Source organism: Pedobacter sp. BS3 (assembly GCF_008274585.1).
In the GTDB taxonomy this organism is placed as follows: Bacteria; Bacteroidota; Bacteroidia; order Sphingobacteriales; family Sphingobacteriaceae; genus Hufsiella_A.
Genome location: NZ_VTRT01000004.1, coordinates 291364 through 311989, shown reverse-complemented (window position 1 = coordinate 311989; position 20626 = coordinate 291364). Strand labels below are relative to the sequence as shown.

At 44.6% G+C, this 20626-nt stretch carries 20 protein-coding genes; 14 read left to right on the top strand and 6 right to left on the bottom strand.

The features are described from left to right. Positions 1-19 precede the first annotated feature (19 nt). From FW774_RS13035 to FW774_RS20445, 3 genes are all read right to left on the bottom strand, one after another. Positions 20-1960: a M1 family metallopeptidase gene (locus tag FW774_RS13035; protein ID WP_149348636.1), complete on the bottom strand. Its 1941-nt coding sequence runs from the start codon at positions 1958-1960 to the stop codon at positions 20-22. A gap of 110 nt (positions 1961-2070) precedes the next feature. Next, positions 2071-2418: an ArsC family reductase gene (locus FW774_RS13030; protein WP_149348635.1), complete on the bottom strand. Its 348-nt coding sequence runs from the start codon at positions 2416-2418 to the stop codon at positions 2071-2073. Between the two features lie 452 nt (positions 2419-2870). Then, positions 2871-3047, bottom strand: coding sequence for a DUF6496 domain-containing protein (locus FW774_RS20445; protein WP_187774895.1), 177 nt, complete (start codon positions 3045-3047; stop codon positions 2871-2873). 126 nt (positions 3048-3173) lie between these two features. Between FW774_RS20445 and FW774_RS13025 the strand changes: the two genes are divergently transcribed. Both FW774_RS13025 and FW774_RS13020 read left to right on the top strand, forming a co-directional pair. Then, positions 3174-4172: an aldo/keto reductase gene (locus tag FW774_RS13025; protein WP_149348634.1), complete on the top strand. Its 999-nt coding sequence runs from the start codon at positions 3174-3176 to the stop codon at positions 4170-4172. A 61-nt stretch (positions 4173-4233) separates the two neighbouring features. Continuing rightward, positions 4234-4452, top strand: a complete 219-nt coding sequence (locus FW774_RS13020; protein WP_149348633.1) for a hypothetical protein — start codon at positions 4234-4236, stop codon at positions 4450-4452. 62 nt (positions 4453-4514) lie between these two features. Here FW774_RS13020 and rlmN read toward each other — a convergent pair whose 3' ends face one another. Continuing rightward, positions 4515-5564 carry a 23S rRNA (adenine(2503)-C(2))-methyltransferase RlmN gene (gene rlmN / locus FW774_RS13015; protein ID WP_410522736.1) on the bottom strand — a complete coding sequence of 350 codons (1050 nt, stop codon included), beginning with the start codon at positions 5562-5564 and terminating at the stop codon, positions 4515-4517. A gap of 138 nt (positions 5565-5702) precedes the next feature. On the opposite strand from rlmN, the gene FW774_RS13010 reads away from it, so the two are divergent. The 10 genes from FW774_RS13010 (at position 5703) to tatA (FW774_RS12965) (ending at position 14889) form a co-directional block, all read left to right on the top strand. After that, the gene (locus tag FW774_RS13010; protein ID WP_149348631.1) at positions 5703-6878 is read left to right on the top strand and encodes an amidohydrolase family protein; all 1176 of its coding nucleotides are present in this window, start codon (positions 5703-5705) and stop codon (positions 6876-6878) included. A 62-nt stretch (positions 6879-6940) separates the two neighbouring features. After that, on the top strand, positions 6941-7882 hold the full coding sequence (locus tag FW774_RS13005; protein WP_149348630.1) for an NAD(P)H-dependent flavin oxidoreductase: 942 nt from the start codon (positions 6941-6943) through the stop codon (positions 7880-7882). Between the two features lie 196 nt (positions 7883-8078). Continuing rightward, a complete protein-coding gene (locus FW774_RS13000; RefSeq protein WP_149348629.1) occupies positions 8079-8363 on the top strand; it encodes an acylphosphatase in 285 nt (94 codons plus the stop codon). 111 nt (positions 8364-8474) lie between these two features. Further along, on the top strand, positions 8475-9968 hold the full coding sequence (locus FW774_RS12995) for a lipopolysaccharide biosynthesis protein (RefSeq protein WP_149348628.1): 1494 nt from the start codon (positions 8475-8477) through the stop codon (positions 9966-9968). Next, entirely contained in the window at positions 9969-10403 is a 435-nt protein-coding gene (gene dut, locus FW774_RS12990) for a dUTP diphosphatase (protein WP_149348627.1), read from the top strand. A 6-nt stretch (positions 10404-10409) separates the two neighbouring features. Beyond that, positions 10410-12134: a tetratricopeptide repeat protein gene (locus FW774_RS12985; RefSeq protein ID WP_149348626.1), complete on the top strand. Its 1725-nt coding sequence runs from the start codon at positions 10410-10412 to the stop codon at positions 12132-12134. Positions 12135-12258: 124 nt separating this feature from the next. Then, the gene (locus tag FW774_RS12980) at positions 12259-13023 is read left to right on the top strand and encodes a DUF4292 domain-containing protein (protein ID WP_187774894.1); all 765 of its coding nucleotides are present in this window, start codon (positions 12259-12261) and stop codon (positions 13021-13023) included. 41 nt (positions 13024-13064) lie between these two features. Continuing rightward, positions 13065-14330 (top strand): murein hydrolase activator EnvC family protein, encoded by a 1266-nt coding sequence (locus FW774_RS12975; protein WP_149348624.1) that lies wholly within the window; start codon positions 13065-13067, stop codon positions 14328-14330. A gap of 55 nt (positions 14331-14385) precedes the next feature. Next, on the top strand, positions 14386-14700 hold the full coding sequence (gene tatA, locus FW774_RS12970) for a twin-arginine translocase TatA/TatE family subunit (protein ID WP_149348623.1): 315 nt from the start codon (positions 14386-14388) through the stop codon (positions 14698-14700). A gap of 27 nt (positions 14701-14727) precedes the next feature. After that, positions 14728-14889 carry a twin-arginine translocase TatA/TatE family subunit gene (tatA, locus tag FW774_RS12965; RefSeq protein WP_149348622.1) on the top strand — a complete coding sequence of 54 codons (162 nt, stop codon included), beginning with the start codon at positions 14728-14730 and terminating at the stop codon, positions 14887-14889. A 287-nt stretch (positions 14890-15176) separates the two neighbouring features. Here the strand turns inward: tatA (FW774_RS12965) and FW774_RS12960 are convergent, their stop codons facing one another. Together FW774_RS12960 and FW774_RS20440 are read right to left on the bottom strand one after the other, a co-directional pair. After that, entirely contained in the window at positions 15177-17180 is a 2004-nt protein-coding gene (locus FW774_RS12960) for a phosphodiester glycosidase family protein (RefSeq protein WP_149348621.1), read from the bottom strand. A gap of 383 nt (positions 17181-17563) precedes the next feature. Continuing rightward, positions 17564-17722, bottom strand: coding sequence for a hypothetical protein (locus tag FW774_RS20440; protein ID WP_187774893.1), 159 nt, complete (start codon positions 17720-17722; stop codon positions 17564-17566). Between the two features lie 34 nt (positions 17723-17756). Between FW774_RS20440 and gatA the strand changes: the two genes are divergently transcribed. After that, a complete protein-coding gene (gene gatA, locus FW774_RS12955; protein ID WP_149348620.1) occupies positions 17757-19214 on the top strand; it encodes an Asp-tRNA(Asn)/Glu-tRNA(Gln) amidotransferase subunit GatA in 1458 nt (485 codons plus the stop codon). 33 nt (positions 19215-19247) lie between these two features. After that, complete coding sequence (locus FW774_RS12950; RefSeq protein WP_149348619.1) at positions 19248-20624, top strand: lytic transglycosylase domain-containing protein; 1377 nt, start codon at positions 19248-19250, stop codon at positions 20622-20624. Positions 20625-20626: the final 2 nt, after the last annotated feature.

Sequence of the window (20626 nt, the reverse complement as noted above, 5' to 3'; positions counted from 1 at the left end):
TTTGAATTTTTACTTAGCACTACCTGCTCCACGTATTATTTTCAGAATTATAATCCGGGAAAACATGATCCGGGTCAATAACTACCGACGAGACCGGCTCCTGTGAAGGATATTTAAATGTCCAGGTACTATTACGCTCCCAGATCTCAACGGGTAAGGTAACCCTGTTAACTTTCCCGGAAACCGTTTTAATCTCTATAATAACCGGCATAGCCATTTTTTCCAGGTTATCAATAGCTATCAGCGCTCCCTGCTTCGGGTCATCGTTAACGTAATTTACCTGCCTGACAGCCTGGTCGAGCTTCCAGTTATTATAGAACCAGCCACGCCAGAACCAGCTCAGGTTCTCGCCGGCCACATTTTCTATGGTACGGAAAAAATCATCGGGCGCAGGATGCTTGTATGCCCATTGCTCAATATAGGTTTTAAATGCCCGGTCAAACCGCTCTGTTCCCAGTATCTGTTCCCGCAGCAAGGTTAGCCCGGCAGCAGGTTTTCGATAGCACAACGTACCAATATGCTTTTCTTTCATATTATCGGGACTGCTCATTATTGGCTCCAGTACCGGATTACAATATACCCGGGCAGCTTTATGCATGTCAATTTCGGGATCGCGATATTCGCCATTATTAAAATTATCGGTGCTCAATGAGTTAATAAAAGTATTAAAGCCTTCGTCCATCCAGCCATATAAGCGCTCGTTCGAGCCAACGATCATCGGGAACCAGGTATGCCCGAATTCATGATCGGTTACGCCCCATAAGCGTGCTTTAGACGATCTCAGATTACAGAAAACAATGCCGGGATATTCCATACCATTTTCATTGCCCGCCACATTCGTAGCCGCCGGGTACGGATATTCATACCATTTGGCCGAGTTATATTCAATGCTTTTTTTGGTGTATTCGGTAGAGCGATTCCAGGCAGTATCGGTAGCGCTCTCAACCGGGTATGCTGAAATAGCCAGTGATTTTTTACCGCTTGGCAGGTTAATTCTGGCTGCATCGATCACAAAGGCCGGCGATGACGCCCAGGAAGCATCGCGGGCATTGCTGACCTTAAAATGCCAGGTTAATTGCTTTTTTCCGGCAGGACGCGATGATGCCTGGGTAACTTCCGACGCAGAACGCACAAGTACGGTTTTATCGCTTTGTGCTGCCTGTTTCCAGCGTTGCAGCTGCTGCGTGGTGTAAACTTCTTCCGGGTTTTGCAATTGACCCGAACCTACCACAATGTGATTTGCCGGCGCAGTAATGTACATATCAAAATCGCCGTATTCCAGGTAAAATTCGCTGGGGCCGGTGTACGGAATCGTATTCCAGCCTGAGATATCGTCGTACACACACATCCGCGGATACCACTGGGCTACCGTAAATATTTTACCATTGGCGGTTTGAACTACGCCCATCCGGTCTGAACCGTAATCGGGCGAAATGAAGGAAAACTCTATTTTTAACTTCAGTTGGCCACCCCTGCTTTTCAGCAACGATGGCAGAAAAACCTGCATCCGGGTATCGTCAATAAGATATTTGAGCGGTGTTTCGGCCTGATTTTTTCCTGCACCAAGCAATGTCACCGACTTTATATTAAATCCGCCATTGAACTGCTGACCGTGATGCCCGTTACGGCTGCCGGTTATGGGCACAATAGCTTCACCGCGTGAATTGTCTTTGAACAGGTTTTGATCCAGGTTCATCCACAAAAATGATAGTTCATCCGGGCTGTTATTGGTGTACGTCAATATTTCAGTACCTGCAATTTCATTGATATCTTCGTGCAGTGTAGCCCGCAGCTGATAATCGGCTTTATTTTGCCAGTATTTCGGCCCGGGCTTACCACTCGCAGAACGCAACTCGTTACCGTCTTTAGTGTAAAACATGGGTTTAAACACCTCGTTATAATCATATATTCCGTCAGATTGACCCGACATCCCGTTTTGTGCTACACTTATACTTGCCATGAAGCATAGTAAAACTGCCGGGATAAAAAACTTCAATTTGCTCATAAAATTAGTTATTGGAAATTATTCAACGCTATATTATAAAGAAAGAGCCAGAAAAAGGCCCTTTACTACTTAAGAAGTTTATTTTCATAGGCTTTCTCGTCAAAACCGATCAGGATGCCCTTATCGTATTCGATAACCGGCCGTTTGATCACGCTGGTTTTTTGCTGCATCAGCTCAAATGCTGCATCTTCTGATGTTATAGATGCCTGTGTAGCGGCATCAAGCTGTTTCCAGGTTGTACCACGTTTATTCAGCAAGGTTTCGTAACCTGCTTTTTCAGCCCATTCAGCCAGCTTGTTTTTGGTAACGCCAAGCTTCTTAAAATCATGAAACTGGTAATCAATATGATGCCCGTTTAGCCAGTCGAGCGCTTTTTTAACCGTGTTGCAGTTTTTTATTCCGTATACAATCATCACGCTAAGATAGCAGAAAATTGTTCGTTTTCCGTTGTTCGTTGCTATATAATTCAGGAGCAGGCTGCCCAAGACACTGATCAATCAAGCTACAGTTTGCCCGGCTGCCGGCAGGCGGTATGGCTCTCACATCGCATAGCTTGTCCGGAGGCGCCGGGACACTTCAAGAGCGCCCTAATCAAACACGATGTAACCCTAATATTGACGAGAGCTTTTTGGTCAGCCCTTAATTTTAAATGCGGGACGTTGGGATTGTGGCGCAATGATCCCGTCATCAATTGCAGGGTTGCTTCTCCACCAACCGGCAGATCACCAATAACGCACCTGCTTTCGTTCCCGATTCCGGATGTCAGGAATCGGGAACGAGCAGGTATCTCGCACACACAGGAAAGTGACCCTTTATTAATCCCTGTTTTAAGCAGAGCTATTAACCGAGCTCAGGGGTTCTCTGATCAGGATTTCTTTTTCGGAACCTTAGCTCCGGCTTTACGGGCCTCCGAGAGGCCGATAGCTACCGCCTGTTTTTTAGAAGTTACCTTCTTTCCCGATCCGGATTTTAATTTGCCCTCTTTCATCTCGTGCATGGTTTTATGCACTTTTTCCTGGGCTTTTTCAGAATACTTTGCCATAATAAAAACGTTTTTATAGATAACATGTATTAATGAACAACGCATCGTAAAATTAGTGTTAAGAATTTACGGATTACTTTAATGCCAACATGATATAGGTTACTTTTGGACACAAATGATCAGGTTATGGAATACAGGAAATTAGGAGAAACAGATATACAGGCGTCGGTTATTACATTTGGCGCCTGGGCAGCGGGCGGCTGGATGTGGGGCGGGGCCGACAGTAATGCTGCCATAGAAGCGATAAAAGCGGCATACGATGAAGGTGTAACTACTATCGATACCGCCCCGATTTACGGGCAGGGGGCCAGTGAGGAAATTGTGGGTAAGGCCATTCGCGGAATAAATCGCGACAAGCTGCAAATTCTTACCAAATTCGGTATGCGCTGGGACTTGACAAAAGGCAGCCTGGCTTTTCGCAGTAAGAATAATGCCGGGCAGGATATTAACATTTACAAATATGCCGGTAAAGACAGTATTATTCAGGAATGCGAGAATAGCCTGAAACGTTTGGGGACAGACTATATCGACCTTTACCAGATTCACTGGCCGGATGTAACCACTCCTATTGATGAAACAATGGAGACCGTTGCCCGCCTGATTGAACAGGGGAAAGTTCGTGCCGCCGGGGTTTGTAACTATAGTGTACAGCAAATGCAGGAGGCAGAAAAGACCATTAAGCTGGCTTCTAACCAGGTTCCGTACAGTATGCTTAAACGCGATATTGAAAATGATGTGGTTCCATATTGTATCGAAAATAATAAATCTATCATTGCATATAGTCCGCTGGAACGTGGAGTGCTTACCGGTAAAATAAAACCTGGTCATGTATTTGCTGAAGGCGATCACCGTGCAGGACTGAAATATTATACCGACGAAAATATCCGGCGCACCGATGCCTTTTTAAATGCTATTAAGCCGCTTGCCGACAGCAAGAACGCGACCTTGGGCCAACTGGTCATCCGGTGGACCGTACAACGGCCGGGCATTACCATTGCGTTAGTCGGGGCACGTAATGCAGAACAGGCTGTTCAGAATGCACGGGCAATACAAGTAAAGCTTTCGGAAGATGAAATGAGCTTCATTACATCAGAATTGGATAAATTGCAATTAGACCTGGCTTAAATTCTCTGAAATTGTTGAATAGTTCGGTCACGAATTGTATTTTAGCGCCAAAATTTTAGTCATGTCAGAAGAATCTAAAACATATACTCCAAGCGAAAGCGTAAAAGAGGCTAATCAACCGGCTCATTATGTATTAATGACCATCAGCGTAATTATCGGGATAACCGGTGTTTTATTGCGTTTTGCTTCAGAGAGCCATGCACTGGCCATCGTATCTAACATCCTGTTTATTATAGGTGTTATACTGGGCTTCAAAGCTGTTTTTGCTATTTTAAAATAGTATTTCAAGTATTAGAATTGGTGTTATTTAACGTATTGTTGAAATAACACCAATTTACTAACCTACTTTTCCTTTACAGCCAGTTGCCCGCAGGCGGCATCAATATCTTTACCGCGACTTCTGCGGATATTGGTAATAATTCCCTGTTTCCGCAGGTATTCCGCAAATATTTCTGTTTTGTCCTGTTCCGCATTCTGAAATGATGCAAACGAGATAGGGTTATATTCAATGATATTGACCTTGCAGGGTAAATGCTTGCAGAACTTAGCTAGTTCCATAGCATCGGTTAAACCGTCGTTAAAGTTGTCGAATATGATATATTCGTATGTTACCGGATTTTTGGTTTTGGCGTAATAATATTTCAGCGCTTCGGCCAAAGCCCTTAATGAATTTTGCTCATTGATAGGCATGATCTCATTCCGTTTACTGTCGTTTGCCGCATGTAAAGAGAGGGCCAGATTAAACTTTACCTGGTCATCGCCCAGCTTCTTTATCATTTTGGCAATGCCGGCCGTCGATACGGTGATGCGTTTCGCTGCCATGTTCAGGCCGTCGTCGGCAGTAATGCGCTCAACTGACCGCAGTACATTGGCATAATTCAGCAAAGGCTCGCCCATGCCCATATACACAATATTGGTTAAGGGCTGGTTATAATGTTGTTTAGACTGTTTGTCGATAAGTACCACCTGGTCGTAAATCTCGGCAGCGGTAAGATTCCGTTTGCGCTCCATATAACCGGTAGCGCAGAATTTGCAGGTTAAGCTGCATCCTACCTGCGAGCTCACGCAAGCGGTCATACGTTCAGGAGTTGGTATCAGAACACCCTCAATAATATGATTGTCATGCAGCCGGAATGTATTTTTAATGGTTTTATCGGCGCTCAGTTGCGATTGGCTGATGGCTACGCTATTAATGGAAAACCTGCTGCTCAGCTTATCGCGAAGAGCCTTTGAAAGGTTGCTCATTTCGTCAAAGTTTTGCGCTGATTTAGCCCACAACCATTCCCATATCTGTTTTGCCCTGAAAGCCTGCTCGCCCATTTCAACGACGTTTTTCTTCAAATCATCAAAACAAATCTCACGTATATCAATTTTCTTAATAGATACCTTCACAATGCAAAGGTATTAATTCTTTTGCCTTGAAACAGAGAAGGTTTGTTACAATTTGTCATAAAAATTGTTGTTATAACAGCAAAATTTTATCTTGCCACGGTTTCAATAAAACTTGCTGCTATTACATTAAATCTAATTATGGTTAATTATTACTCGGCAGATTATATATTCCCCGTTACATCAGCTCCCATAAAAAATGGCGTAGTTGCCGTTGACGGGGATGGGTTGGTAACGGAGATATACACTGCAATAGCAGCAGATAAGCTCGGTCTGGATATTAAAAGGATGCAGGGAATTATAGTCCCGGGCTTTGTAAATTCGCACTGCCATTTAGAGCTATCGCATCTCAGAGGACGTTTTAAACGCGAACAGGGGCTGCTCAATTTTATTCAGCAGGTAATTGCCAACCGCAACGCTGCAGCCGATAACATTGTGCAGGCTATGCAGCAGGCAGATGAGGAAATGTATAAAAATGGGATTGTTGCTGTTGGCGATATCTCCAATCAAAGCATTTCAAAGTCGGTAAAAAAGGCCAGCCGGTTATTTTATCATACCTACATCGAAACGCTCTGCTTTAAGCCCGATGACGCGAAAGAGGTATTCAGAAACGCGATAGAAATAAAGGAAAAATTTGGAGAATTATCCACATCGATAGTACCGCATGCACCGTACAGTGTGTGTAAAGAGCTGTTCAGGTTTATTGCCCATTTCTGCAAAACAGATCAGAATCCCATTTCCATACATAACCAGGAAACCGAAGAAGAGAACAAGCTATACCGCTATAAAACCGGGGAGTTTATTGGTCTTTACAAAAAATTAGGTATCAGTCTTGACTTTTTCAGGCCACAGGCACGCAATTCATTACAAAGCATTACGCCATTGCTGCCACCGGAACAACGTATCCTGCTGGTGCATAATATTTATACCAACCTGAAGGATATTTACTTTCTAAAGCGTTTAGACAAGGATATTACCTGGTGCTTTTGTCCCAATGCGAACCTCTATATCGGTGGGCGTTTGCCCAAAGTGGAATTATTTATAAGAGAAGGTTTTGACATTACTGTTGGCACAGACAGCCTGGCTTCAAATGATGCATTGTGTATTTTGTCTGAATTGAAGACGCTGCATCAGCATTTTCCTTCACTTAAATTTGCCGATACCATTGTTTGGGCTACCCTGAACGGTGCCCGTTTCCTGAAAATTGATGATACTATTGGAAGCATAGAAAAAGGTAAAAAACCCGGACTGAACCTGATTACCCGCACCGATGGTATGGAACTGACTGCCGAATCGGAAGTTCAGAAGCTGGTGTAAATTAACATCTTAATCCTCATTTTCTATTGCCCGTTTGCAATTAAAATATCACTTTTACGGTGATGAATACTATTTGTGCCCTTTTGGGGATACGATATCCTATCATACAGGCCGGCATGGTTTGGTGCAGCGGCTGGCGACTGGCTTCGGCGGTTTCTAATGCCGGGGCGCTGGGCATGATCGGCTCCGGTTCCATGTATCCCGAAACCTTGCGGGAGCATATTCGTAAATGCAGGCTGGCAACACCGTATCCTTTTGGGGTGAATATTCCGTTGCTTTACCCGGAAATAGATAAGCATATACAGATAGTTGTTGATGAAGGTGTAAAGATCGTTTTTACTTCGGCTGGTAACCCGGCTACCTGGACGGGTTATCTGAAAGAAAAAGGCATTACAGTGGTGCATGTGGTGGCTAATAAAAAGTTTGCTAAAAAGGCCGAAGATAGCGGCGTGGATGCTGTTGTAGCTGAAGGTTTTGAAGCCGGTGGTCATAACGGACGCGAAGAAACCACAACGATGTGTTTGGTTCCGGCTATAAAAGAAGTGATTTCTGTGCCGGTAATTGCGGCCGGAGGTATTGGCAGCGGTAAAGCCATGCTGGCCGCGATGGCTTTAGGTGCGGATGGAGTACAAATAGGCTCCCGTTTCGCTGCAAGTGTCGAATCATCGGCGCACCAGCACTTTAAAGAGGCTATTGTTGCTGCCGATGAAGGCGATACCCGCCTGAGCATGAAAAAGCTGGTTCCGGTACGTTTGCTGAAAAACCCGTTTGCCGAACGGGTTCAGCAGGCCGAGCAGGATGGAGCCGATACCGGAAAGTTAAAAGAATTGTTAGGTATCGGTCGTGCTAAAGCAGGAATGTTTAACGGCGATATGGAAAATGGCGAGCTGGAAATAGGCCAGGTATCGGCTTTGATTCATAATATCCAGCCTGCGGCAATTATTGTCGGGGAGATCTGGCAACAATTTCAGGAGGAGAAAAAGCGTTTGCTTAGTGAGATATGAGATTTTGTGGCGTATGGTTCATAGTAAATAGTCCGAAAGTTGGGAAGACCGAAAGTCCGGAAGGAATAGCGAGAAACAAGATAAGGAGCAAAGTACAACACAAGGTTTAGGCAAGCAATGAATAACAATAGAACAATTTGGCAATTCAACAATCTAATCTCACGTCTATCATCTCACTTCTAAAATCTCAGCATACATGAAACATCTTAATATAACCGTTACAGGAAAAGTACAGGGCGTTTTCTTCCGGGCAGCAACCAAAGCTGTTGCCGACCAGTTAGGCGTGAAGGGATTTGTGAGAAATCAGCCGGATGGTTCTGTTTACATCGAAGCCGAAGGCGATGATTTTTCGCTGGAATCGTTCCTGGAATGGTGCCATGAAGGCCCCGAAAAGGCCCGTGTCGACAGCGTAACATCCACCGAAGGTGAAATGAAAAACTATCGTAACTTTGAAGTGGTAAAAAAGAACCTGTTATGGTAAATCCAACAACACATCATACATCACACCATACGCTATCCCGAAGTTTTGTGGCTGTACACTGCGTATTGCTTACAACTCAATACCCAATACCCAATACTCAATACCCTTTCCGTGTCTTCCATTAAGAAATTCGCCGGGCAAACAGCTATTTATGGGGTAAGCACGGTCATATCCCGCGTACTGAACTTTATACTTACGCCATTATTTGTAAGAGTATATCCGCCAAAAATATACAGCATATTTACCTATATGTACAGCTGGGCATCGTTGCTTAACGCGGTGCTTGCCTTTGGTATGGAAACAACCTTTTTCAGGTACCTGAACAAACCGGGTAACAATAAAGCCAAAGTTTACGGTAATACCTTTATCATCATAGCGGTCATTGCGTTTACGTTTTTGCTGGCCACTTATTTTTTTGCACCGAACATTGCTTCGTGGCTTCAAAAAGGTGAGGTGCAGCCCGACCATGTGCTGTACGTGAAATACTTTATCTGGATCCTGGTAGTTGATGCGCTGGCTGTAATTCCCTTTGCTAAGGTGCGTGCCGACGGTCGCCCGTTGCGGTTCGGGATGATAAAGCTCATCAATATTTTCACCTTCGTTGGCGGAAACCTGTTCTTCCTGTTTGTTATCCCATACATCATTAAACATCACCTTATCGGCGCTGATAGTCTGGCAAGCTGGTATAAGCCGGTTTGGGTAGGCTATGTCTTTATCTCAAACCTCATAGCCAGCGTTATAACCTTGCTGATGTTGCTACCGGAATTATTACAGTTAAAATTTGATTTTAGCAGTGCGCTGGTTGTCGATATGCTGTCGTACAGCTTCCCGGTTCTGGTGGCAAACATATCCTTTATCATCAATGAAAATATTGATAAAATGATGATGCCCAAGCTGTTGCCGCTTAGCCAGCAGCAGGACGTGGGTATTTATGGCGCCTGCTGTAAGATCGCGGTGTTCCTGAGCATTTTTGTACAGGCCTTCCGTTTGGGGGCCGAGCCGTTCTTTTTCAGTCATGCAAAAAATAAAAATGCCGGCGAAACGTATGCCCGTATCATGAATTATTTCATCATCATGATCTGTATCATATTCCTGGGACTGGTAGCCAACATAGAAATATTGAAATATTTTATAAAAGGCAAAAACGCCACAGACCAATTGCTGTACTGGTCGGGCATTCCGGTTGTTCCCATTTTGTTGTTCGGTTACGTTTGTTTGGGCATATACATGAACCTCTCTATATGGTATAAATTGTCGGATCAGACACGGTACGGCCTGTACATTTCGGGAGTAGGCGCCGTACTGACCATTGTATTAAACATGATGCTTATCCCGAAATATAGCTATATGGCGGCCGCCTGGGTATCGCTTGCCGCTTATGCCGTCATGATGATCTTATCTTATATTCTTGGGCAGAAAAAATATCCTATACCTTACCGGCTAAAGAAAAACCTGGCATATATTATTAGTGCAATTGTTTTGGTATTTTTATCGTTCCAGGTATTTGGCCGTAACCTGGTTATTGGAAATATTTTACTGATGATATATATTATCGGTACATTGTATGCCGAAAGAAAAGAGTTAACCGCTTTACTGAAGAAATAAATGAATATACGGATTATCAATCGTTCGTCGAATGTGCTGCCGGCGTATGAAACAGAAGCATCGGCCGGGATGGATCTGCGTGCCAATTTAGAAGAAGGCCCGCTTACGCTGAAACCCTTGCAACGCCTGCTGATCCCTACGGGATTATCTATTGAATTACCGGTAGGCTACGAAGCTCAGATTCGTCCACGCAGCGGATTGGCCTACAAGCATGGGATATCTATTGTCAATGCACCCGGAACTATTGATGCGGATTACCGTGGAGAAATAAAGGTGCTGCTGGTCAACCTATCCGACCAGGATTTTGTTATTAATCATGGCGACCGCATTGCGCAGATGATTGTAGCAAGACATGAGAAAGTGATCTGGAGCGAGGCAGAGGAGCTAAGCGAAACCGTGCGGGGCGCCGGAGGATATGGGCATACAGGAGTTTGATCGGCATTGAAAAAGGTTATTTTTATCGGTTTTTGCCTGCTGGCGCAGGTTTGTATGGGGCAGGATAACAATCCGCCTCAGGCTATTATTGTGCCCGGCCGGGTATTAAGCGCTCCCGACAGCATGCTGGTAAAAGAATTATTTCTTTCGGGATTACAGGCAAAAACTGTTCAGAATTTTCAGCTTGCCGCCGATTTTTTTGATCGCGTTTTAAAAACAGACCCGGCCAATGATGCCGCCCTGTATGAGCTGGCCAATATCCGTCATGCCGAAAATAAGGAGCAGGAAGCCGAAGCTCTCATTCGCAAGGCGGTAACCGTAAAGCCAGAGAATGAATGGTATTGGATATTGCTGGCCGATATTTACAAACAGACCGGTAATATGCAGGCGCTGGTTCCGGTATTTGATGAGCTGATAAAATTGTCGCCGCAAAAAGAAGATTATTACTTTGACAAGGCCAACGCCTTGTTTCTGCAGCAAAAAACAGCCGACGCAGATAAAGTTTATGATACCATAGAAAAAAACTTTGGGCTAAGCGACGACCTTGTGAATGCCCGCAAGCGCATACACCAGAAGGCGGGAGGCCAAAAAGCCATTAACGAGCTTGAAAAGCAGGTTAAAGAAAATCCGCAGGATATTGCCGGTTACCTGGAGCTAAGCGAGCAATACATCAAAGCCCGGCAAAGCGATAAAGCGGTGAAATTGCTTACCACAGCAAAAAAAGAAAATCCGGATAATCCTTATATCCGTTTGTCGCTGGCCGATGCCTACCGTGTGCAGAACAAAACTGCCGATGCGTTTATTGAGCTCAAAGCTGCATTTAACAGCACCGATATGGACATTGATTCCAAGGTGCGGATCGTGCTTTCGTTTTTCCCTGATTTTAAAATTACCGAGGTACGTGCCGAGGCGGAAGAACTATCCTATATCATTACCCAGGTTCATCCGCAGGATGCCAAAGGTTTTGCCCTGTACGGCGATGTGTTGTTTCAGCAGCAAAAATATCCCGAAGCCATTGCGGCTTATAAGCAGGCATTAGCATTGAATAAGCGTGTGTACATGGTGTGGGAGCAGCTCATACGCCTGGAAATGGGACAGCGCAGTTTCAGCGATGTGATTGCCGATGGTGAGGAAGCCCTGTCACTATTCCCTAACCAGCCGGTGCTGTATTTTTATACCGCCGTTGGCTACAGCCAGGAAAAAAATTATGAAAAAGCAATTTCGTACCTCAACAACGCCCTGGATCTGCAGCCGGATAACAAGGCGCTGCTATCGCAAATATACTCCACATTAGGCGATAGCTATAATGCCTTAAAGAAATTTGCCGAATCAGACCAGGCTTATGATAAAGCCCTGGAAACAGATGGAGAAAATACCTATGCCTTAAACAATTATGCGTATTATTTATCGTTAAGAAATGAAAAGCTGGATAAGGCCGAGCAAATGTCGCTCAAGTCAAACCGGCTTGAAAAAGATAATGCATCTTTTGAAGATACATACGCCTGGATACTATTTAAACAGCAAAAATATGAACAGGCCCGTATCTGGATGGAAAAGGCAATTAGCCACGACCGTCAAAACAGCGCCATTCAGGCCGAGCATTACGGAGATATTTTGTATAAACTTGGTGAAACGGAATTAGCTGTTAAACAGTGGTTGCAGGCACAAAAATATGGCGAAAAATCAGAATTGCTACAACGTAAAATTAATGAGAAAAAATACTTTGAATAAATTGCTATTTGCTGTTGGGGTACATTTCAAATTTTCGCATTATCACACTGTTTGTGGGCAGTGTTCACACTGCCCACGACGGGCTACCCCGGTTGGTGTCTCCACCAACCGGCTAAAATTTGACATGCGCCCTTTGCTATTGTGCTGTATGGCCCTGCTGGTATTTGCCTGCAAGCCTAAAAAAGATCTCATAAAAACAGGCGGAGCCACAGATATAACAAGCTTGTCCAAAAAACGGTTATTAGACAGCATCAGCGAGAACCAGTCGGATTTTAAAACCCTCAATATAAAAGCAAAAGCTAATCTTGATATCAGCAGTAAAAGCTATGATGTCGGTATGAACCTGCGCATCCGGAAAAATGAAGCCATTTGGGTTTCTGTGTCCATGTTTGGAATAGAAGGAGCAAGAGCATTGATCACACCCGATAGCATCAAAGTATTAAACCGGCTGCAAAGTACCTATACGGTCAAGCCATTTAGCTTCATATACAATTATGCCAATAAGCAGGTCAACTTTCAGACATTGCAATCTATTTTAGTAGGTAATTGCGTGCAGGAATTTATCAGCCCGTCATCTACAATTAATACGAATGGATCTGGCATAAACCTGGCGGGAATGTTACAGGATTTGGCTTATTCGACCGATCTCAACACCCGGTTCAAGGTAACGCAAACCAAAATTACAGACGATGCTGCCAGCCAGGAGCTCAAGGTAGATTATAACGATTACAGCCCCGAAGGAGCTTTGTTTTTTCCACATACCGTGCAAATTCATTCAGGTGTTGAAAGCCATACTGTAGCTATCGACTTATCTTATAATAGGGTAATTATTAATGAACCGGTAGATCTGCCCTTTTCAGTGCCGCAACGGTTTACAACTGTTAATTAAGTAATTCGGATTATTTAAAGGTTTTAGATAGATTTGCCCCTATGAGTTTAGTTAGAGGATTACTGTTTTTTTCCATCATACTTTGTACCGTGCACACTTTTGGGCAAAGCAGTGCCGAGCTGAAACGCCGTAAGGAAGCGTTAACCCGCGAAATCAATATGCTGAACAGCAGCCTGAACAAAACCTCAAGCAGCAAACGCCTGTCGTTAAAGCAAATCAACGTATTAAATGCCCAGATACGCTTGCGTGAGCAAAAGATCAATACCATTAACTCAGAAATCCGTTTGCTGGATAACCAGATATCAGATAATACCAATACGGTACATTCCCTGCAAAGCCAGCTCAATAAGCTGAAAAAAGAGTATGCCGGTATGGTGCTTTTTGCGTTCAGGAACCAAAGCGCCTACAGTAAGCTGATGTTTATTTTTGCAGCCAAAGACTTTAACCAGGCTTATAAGCGATTAAAATACCTGCAGCAGTTCGGCGAGTACCGGCAGAAGCAAGCCAAATATATACAGGAAACCCAGCGTGATCTTAACGCAAAAATCAAAGAGCTCGATCATCATAAAAAAGAAAAGAGCGGTTTGCTTTCTGACGAGGAAAACGAAAAGCAGACGCTGGGTAAAGAAAAGACAAAACAATCTAAAGTATTGACCAGTCTTACCAGGCAGGAGAAAAACCTGCGTGCAGAGCTTTCGCAAAAGCAAAAAGAGGCCGCCCGTTTAAACCGTGCCATTCGCGATGCGATTAACCGGGAAATAGAGGCTGCCAAACGTAAGGCCGAAGAAGAAGCACGTGCAGCAGCGGCACGGGCTAAAGCTGCCACCGGTACGGCGGTTCCTGAAAAACCCGTAGCCAAGGGATCAAGCGTTCTTGCTGCAACACCCGAAGCAGCAAAGCTGTCATCCGACTTTTTAAGCAACCGCGGCAGATTACCCTGGCCGGTAGCGGTTGGAACTATCGTAGAAGATTTTGGTAACCATAGTTATGGTGTAAATGTAAATACGTTCAACAATGGTGTGGATATTAAAACATCAGAAGGCGCTGCGGTGCGGGCCGTGTTCTCCGGCGAGGTAAGCACGGTTCAGAATATCGGCGGCATGTATGCCGTACTGATCAGGCATGGCGAATACTTTACCGTTTACTCCAATTTACGCTCGGCAAGCGTATCTAAGGGGCAAAAGGTAAGTGTAAAGCAAACCATCGGTACGGTTTTAACCGATTCTGATGACGGTACCACACAATTGCATTTTGAAATACGTAAGGGCGCCGAGCCAATGAATCCGCAAAGCTGGCTGGCAAATTAAATAAACCATTGGCATATAAAAATGTCTATATTTGCACTTAATTAATTGTAAAACAATGTATACATCCATGTTATTATTTCTCAACATCGGTACGCCGGAGCTTATGCTCATTATGCTGGTCGTGCTGCTGTTGTTTGGTGGCAGCAAGCTCCCTGAGCTTGCCCGTGGGTTAGGAAAAGGAATGCGTGAGTTTAAAGATGCATCCGAGGGGGTAAAACGGGAGATTCACCGTAACATTAACGCTATAAATGATGATCTGAATGTCGATCTGGATTCAGATACCCATTCAAACACCAGTAAAACAACTGAACCCTCAGCTCCTGAATCTCCGGTTGAGGAGCACACTAAAAATGAACATCCTGCAAATTAACTTATTACTCATTTAAAAGATATTATCATGTTAGGAACCCCAGAAATTATCATTATTGTTATTGTAATTCTTTTGCTGTTTGGCGGTAAAAAAATTCCGGAATTAATGCGAGGTCTTGGCCGCGGTGTAAAAGAGTTCAAAGACGCTAAAGATGGCGATCCGGCTTCTGAAGACCATAAGAACGCATAACTCAAAACCATTAGTATTGGCTAAAATGCCAATGATTGAACGGTGAGATGAACAGTCTCACCTTTTTTGTTTTTATGCCGCGATCATTATTTTTTGAAAAGCAGTTGCAGTAGTGCATCGGTAACCATAGTCCCATCATCCGCTGTAGCCCTCATTGCAATCGGGGCTGCCACTGCTGCCGGGTTTATAAAGCAAGGCAAGTACTGCTATTAATCGCCTGTAAACTTTGACAACTTTTAGAAAGTTGTCAAAGCTATATAACCCAAAAGCCTCTTTGTTGCAGCATACTATTGTACAAATACTTTGATCCGGGTACTTAGGTTCTGATATTTTGCTGTTATGTAACCGAATATGCTTTGGTTACCCGCTGTAAATTTTTTGTCGGTATAGGTTCCCAGCCCGTTTGTTTGAACTGTAACGCCCGAAACATTGGTATTCACAACCTGCCCATATTTGTTAAGCCCGTAAAAAACAGGCGTAAACACATCGCCTTTATTAAGCCTGACAATATATTGCTTAGGGACAATTTTGGCTATCTGATTATCGTCTGGCGCAGAAGAAACAGCAAACATACCCGAAACCACAGCCCGTTCGCTTCCATCGCTGGGCGTATTGACAATACCGATCTTATCAAGGTACATTACCGTAGAGCCGCCTCCGTCAAAGTTTAGAGCATCCGTTGCTCCAAAATATTTCATGATCTGCGCCATTTCAGAAGTATATACGCCAACCGATGCAGTGCTCCGCCCGTCGATAACACAGAAATATACCTTTTTACCACTGTTTGAATAGCCGATACCGGTACGGGGATGTTTCTCAGGCCCGTTCCAGATGTCAGGTAAAATGGTACCGTTACGCATAATGATCTGGCGGCCACCGGTAATGTTATACGGTGTAACACTGATACCACTTCGTGGTACAAGGCTGAATTTCAGCTTCAAAACATCATCCTTTTTGAGCTGGTTCAGAAAATTAGCCGCTGCCCCTGTAGCTCCCGACAGGTAGGAAATAGAGTTGCTTACCGCGTGATCGCCCTTATTGGGATATACATTAACCACTTTCACATCGGTTTCACCCAGGTAATTCCAGGAACCATTAACAGGGGTAATAGCAACCTCGGTACGGTCATTGTTGGTTCCCGTGGTTTTGCCACAGTAAATATTAAAGAAGGTGAGCTTGTTGGTATTGAGGTATTTATAATAGTTAATGGTATCGATCTCCATGGTCTGCGACCCAAAGCTTACCGATGCACTGTATTTCAGGTTATCGATATACATTCTTTTTTGCGCATCGAAAATGGCATTACCCGGGTATTCGCTTCCTTTAATGGCCTTATTGTCACCTATAGATGCCAGCACGCCGTCAACCATATTTGCATTTCTCTGGTATCCGGTTCCGTTTGTCACGTCAAAAAAGTCACTGTTTGTGCCAACCACATACCGGTTGCCGGGCGATGATTTTCTGGCAGCCATAGCCGACGGACGTTCATTATTCGAAACGGAGTCCCGCCCTATTACCGGTTTAAAGTTCATATACTGATTGGTACCGTCAACCGTTGTAATAAAAGCCTTTAATGGCTTGCCGCCGCTCGATTCGGTGAGGTTGAGCGCCATGTAGAATGTGCCGGGAGCAATTTCGAAATACGACAGCGTGTCTATTTTATAAGTTACTCCCGTAAGGGTAATTGTGCCGTAATTATTGTTGGCAATCTGCGCATACGTAAAGTCGATCTGGTTAGAAGGTTTAACAGCACCGTTGATGATGTTTTGTGCCGTTAACTTTACCGTACCCGAGCCGGGAGGGATGATAACTGTTACAGCAGTAGCAGTGAAGAAAACAGGCTGCACTTCTGTGGTGGCGAATAATACCTTCGTGCCGGCATTGAAATTTTTTCCCGAAATAACCAGCGTGTCGCCTGTAATGGCCGACCTGGGCTTAACAGAAGTCAGCACCGGTGCCTGCGGATCCCCTGCTATATAAGTAAAGCTTACACTCTTTGTTTTGTCGCTTCCGTTTTTTACATAGACTTCAACGGTGCCTGTGCCCGCAGGTACAACCACCTTGATTTCGGTTGCTGATTTTGAGGTTATCTGAGCTTTTGCATCGCCGAAGTAAACTTCAGGGGCATTCCCGAAGTTCTTGCCGGCAAGCAATACTTCTTCTCCTACCGCGGCGCTTGAAGGGGTTATTGAAACTATTTCGGGAATGGATGTTTGGGTTGTTGCTTTGTCTTTTTTACAGCATTGCAGCACTACGATAACGAGTGTGACCAGGATAGTAAATTTTTTCATGATTTAAGTAGTTGTAGGTATACGTAAATGATTAGTTGCTGCCAAAGTAATAAAATGTTTTCAAAAACAAATCAGTTTGTTTCTTTTTATTGTGCTTTATTGGTTATTTATGGGTTTTGTTCTTCGCTTTTGTTGCGAATGGAGAGACTGTGCCTGAATGCAGAAACGCTGACAGGGTTTTGAACCCTGTCAGCGTTGGCAGGTTAGGCAAGTACTGCTATTAATCGCCTGTAAAGGATGCCTAAAAAGCCTGATTCTCCGTATCCCCTGTTCTGAACTTTGAACTTTGACAACTTTTAAAAAGTTGTCAAAGCTATATAACCCAAAAGCCTCTTTGTTGCAGGTCTTGTTAATTGTAAAGATAGTTGCACAGCCACTCATCATTAAACCCGGGTGTAGCGGATACCGGCCTTGTGCGTAATGCTTGCAGGCGTATGAGCGAAAAACGGGACTATCTGAGCCGAAGCGCTACCGGCTTTGCTTTTCAAAAAATACATCGATGACTTGCTGATCATGAAGACATTTGGAATTGAGGTAGTCATAATAAAATCAATTTATTACTTTTACAAATTCTAAATGTTACAGGTGAGAAGATACTACACATTATCAGAAGTACAGGAAGATCTGCAGGCAGGAGTTATCACGTTACCAAACTTAGTTGAGCATTACTTACAGCGTATTGATGAGTATGCGGAGCTTAATGCTTTTATAGAGGTTTTCGCCGGCGATGTTCGTGAAAAAGCGATAGAAATACAGCAAAAAATCAGGAACGGAACTGCCGGGCGCCTGGCCGGAATGGTTATCGGGCTAAAGGACATTATTGCCTATAAAGACCATAAGGTGTCCGTTTGCTCACGCATATTAGAAAATTACTGTTCCATTTATTCATCTACAGTAGTAGAGCGCATCCTGGCCGAAGATGCTATTATTATCGGCCGGCTGAACTGTGATGAGTTTGCCATGGGTGGCTCTAACGAAAACTCCTGTTACGGCCCGGTAAAAAACTTTGCCGACTATACCAAAGTGGCCGGAGGCTCTTCGGGTGGTTCGGCTGTAGCTGTTCAGGCCGGGCTTTGCCTGGCGGCGTTGGGAACAGATACGGGTGGCTCTGTACGTCAGCCAGCCGCGTTTTGCGGGGTAGTTGGCGTTAAACCAACGTATGGACGGGTATCGCGGCATGGAATTATTGCGTACGCTTCTTCGTTTGACCAGGTTGGCCCCATTACCAACTCGGTAGAAGACGCTGCCTTGCTGCTGGAAATTATTGCCGGCCCTGATGAGTACGACAGTACCGCGGCACAACAGTTGGTTCCTTCATACTCAGCGCTTCTACATACTTCGGGCAGTAAAAAAATAGCCTACTTAACCGAAGTGCTTAATGCCGACGGCCTGGATCCGGAAGTTCAGGAACTGACGGAACATGCCATCCAGAAGCTCCGTGAAGAAGGACATACGGTAGAGCCCGTATCATTTCCGTATCTGGAATATGTAGTGCCTACGTATTATATATTGACCATGGCCGAAGCATCATCAAACCTGGCACGGTATGATGGGGTACATTACGGGTATCGCAGTCCCGGCGCTCACGGTCTGGAAAGTACGTATAAACAATCGCGGTCGGAAGGATTTGGGCCCGAAGTGAAGCGCCGCATTATGCTGGGGACGTTTGTGTTAAGCGCCGGTTATTACGATGCTTATTATGGTAAAGCCCAGAAAGTGCGACAACTGATACGCAGGAAAACAGAAGAAATTCTTGCCGAATACGATTTTATCCTGATGCCAACCACGCCGACACCGGCATTCGGCATTGGCGAAAAAACGGATGATCCTGTAGTGATGTACCTGGCGGATATTTTTACGGTACAGGCTTCGCTGGCCGGAATACCTGCCATTTCGATACCCGCGGGCAATAATTCAAAGGGATTACCGTTAGGATTACAATTGTTAGGGAAACGTTTTGGAGAGGGGGAACTTTTGGCGTTTTCAAAATATATGTTAGATACTGTAAAAAGCGATCACTATATTCAGCAATAACAAAAAGGGGGAAATACTCCAGAAGAACAGCGTATGATGAGAAAAATCATGGCGGTAGCTATGGGGATAGCTGCCTGCACATTAACAGCAAACGCATATACAGGTACGGAGAGTGCGGATTCAACCAAGGCCAAGGCACTTACACGGTCAAGTGTTTATCTGCCCGATTCGTTGTTTACTATTCCGGCAGAAGAAACTCCGGTAAGCTCTTTCCAGAACATTGTTTATAAGCAGCGCTTAGATTCATTGCGCCAAACCATTCCGTTAACGTATAACGAGCATACCCAGTATTTTATTGATGTGTACCTGGATCGCCGTAAGGAAGATTTCGGCCGGATCATCGGATTATCAAACTATTATTTCCCAATATACGAGCAAATATTAAAGGAGATGAATGTGCCGCAGGAGCTGAAATATGTATCGGTGGTAGAATCTTCCTTGAATCCCAATGCGGTTTCACGTTCCGGGGCAACCGGCCCCTGGCAGTTTATGTACACCACGGCCAAAGGGTATGGCTTAACCATTGACAATTATGTGGATGAACGCAAAGACCCCGTATCGGCATGCTATGCGGCCGCCACTTACTTCAGGGATGCCTTTAACCAGTTTGGCGACTGGCTGCTTGCCATTGCATCATACAATTGCGGCATGGGCGCCGTTAGCCGGGCAATAACCAGGGCCGGCGGTATAGCCGATTTCTGGGCCATACGGTCGTACCTGCCGTTAGAAACACGCAATTACGTACCTGCCTTTATTGCAACCGTGTACCTGATGAACAATTATGAGAAGCACGGGATTGTGGCACGGGATCCGGGCTTCCCGGTTCGCACCGATATTTTGCCGGTAAGCAAAACCATATCGCTGGCCAGTATTGCCAAACTTGCCGGTATAGATAGCGAATACCTTGCTATTCTTAACCCGGCCTATAAAAAGGCAATTATCAATGGCTCGGCTGCGGCGCCGAAACAGGTAATATTGCCGCAAACCGATAAATCCAATTATACTGCACTATACCAGGCCTTGAATAGTACAGATGGTGAGATGCAGACAGTGGCTGTGGCCGATGGTACAGCCAAGGTTAGATTTCATCGCGTAAAGCAGGGCGAAAATATAGCAGCTATAGCCAATAAATATGGCGTTGAGGTTCAGGATCTGAAAGTATGGAACAACCTGAAAGGCACATTGCTACCCGGACAAATATTGAGAATATTACCGGCTATGCCAGAAAAAACGGTTTCACCGGTAATCAAAACCTACATTGCATACCGGGTTAAGGCAGGCGACACATTGGCCAATATTGTGGAACGTTTTGCAGGAAGCAGCGTTGCCGATATTAAAGCAAATAATAGCCTGGTATCAACTTCGCTAAAGCCGGGGATGATCTTAAAGATCAGCACTAACGAATTGTAACA

Bases quoted from the DNA above. Each gene is read 5' to 3' on its own strand.
- FW774_RS13025 (WP_149348634.1), top strand. From the start codon at position 3,174: ATGGAATACAGGAAATTAGGAGAAACAGATATACAGGCGTCGGTTATT.
- tatA (WP_149348623.1), top strand. From the start codon at position 14,386: ATGTATACATCCATGTTATTATTTCTCAACATCGGTACGCCGGAGCTT.
- FW774_RS13000 (WP_149348629.1), top strand. From the start codon at position 8,079: ATGAAACATCTTAATATAACCGTTACAGGAAAAGTACAGGGCGTTTTC.
- FW774_RS12960 (WP_149348621.1), bottom strand. From the start codon at position 17,180: ATGAAAAAATTTACTATCCTGGTCACACTCGTTATCGTAGTGCTGCAA.
- FW774_RS13005 (WP_149348630.1), top strand. From the start codon at position 6,941: ATGAATACTATTTGTGCCCTTTTGGGGATACGATATCCTATCATACAG.
- gatA (WP_149348620.1), top strand. From the start codon at position 17,757: ATGTTACAGGTGAGAAGATACTACACATTATCAGAAGTACAGGAAGAT.
- FW774_RS13020 (WP_149348633.1), top strand. From the start codon at position 4,234: ATGTCAGAAGAATCTAAAACATATACTCCAAGCGAAAGCGTAAAAGAG.
- FW774_RS12950 (WP_149348619.1), top strand. From the start codon at position 19,248: ATGATGAGAAAAATCATGGCGGTAGCTATGGGGATAGCTGCCTGCACA.
- FW774_RS20440 (WP_187774893.1), bottom strand. From the start codon at position 17,722: ATGACTACCTCAATTCCAAATGTCTTCATGATCAGCAAGTCATCGATG.
- tatA (WP_149348622.1), top strand. From the start codon at position 14,728: ATGTTAGGAACCCCAGAAATTATCATTATTGTTATTGTAATTCTTTTG.
- FW774_RS13010 (WP_149348631.1), top strand. From the start codon at position 5,703: ATGGTTAATTATTACTCGGCAGATTATATATTCCCCGTTACATCAGCT.
- dut (WP_149348627.1), top strand. From the start codon at position 9,969: ATGAATATACGGATTATCAATCGTTCGTCGAATGTGCTGCCGGCGTAT.
- FW774_RS13030 (WP_149348635.1), bottom strand. From the start codon at position 2,418: ATGATTGTATACGGAATAAAAAACTGCAACACGGTTAAAAAAGCGCTC.
- FW774_RS13035 (WP_149348636.1), bottom strand. From the start codon at position 1,960: ATGGCAAGTATAAGTGTAGCACAAAACGGGATGTCGGGTCAATCTGAC.
- FW774_RS12975 (WP_149348624.1), top strand. From the start codon at position 13,065: ATGAGTTTAGTTAGAGGATTACTGTTTTTTTCCATCATACTTTGTACC.
- FW774_RS20445 (WP_187774895.1), bottom strand. From the start codon at position 3,047: ATGGCAAAGTATTCTGAAAAAGCCCAGGAAAAAGTGCATAAAACCATG.
- FW774_RS12980 (WP_187774894.1), top strand. From the start codon at position 12,259: ATGCGCCCTTTGCTATTGTGCTGTATGGCCCTGCTGGTATTTGCCTGC.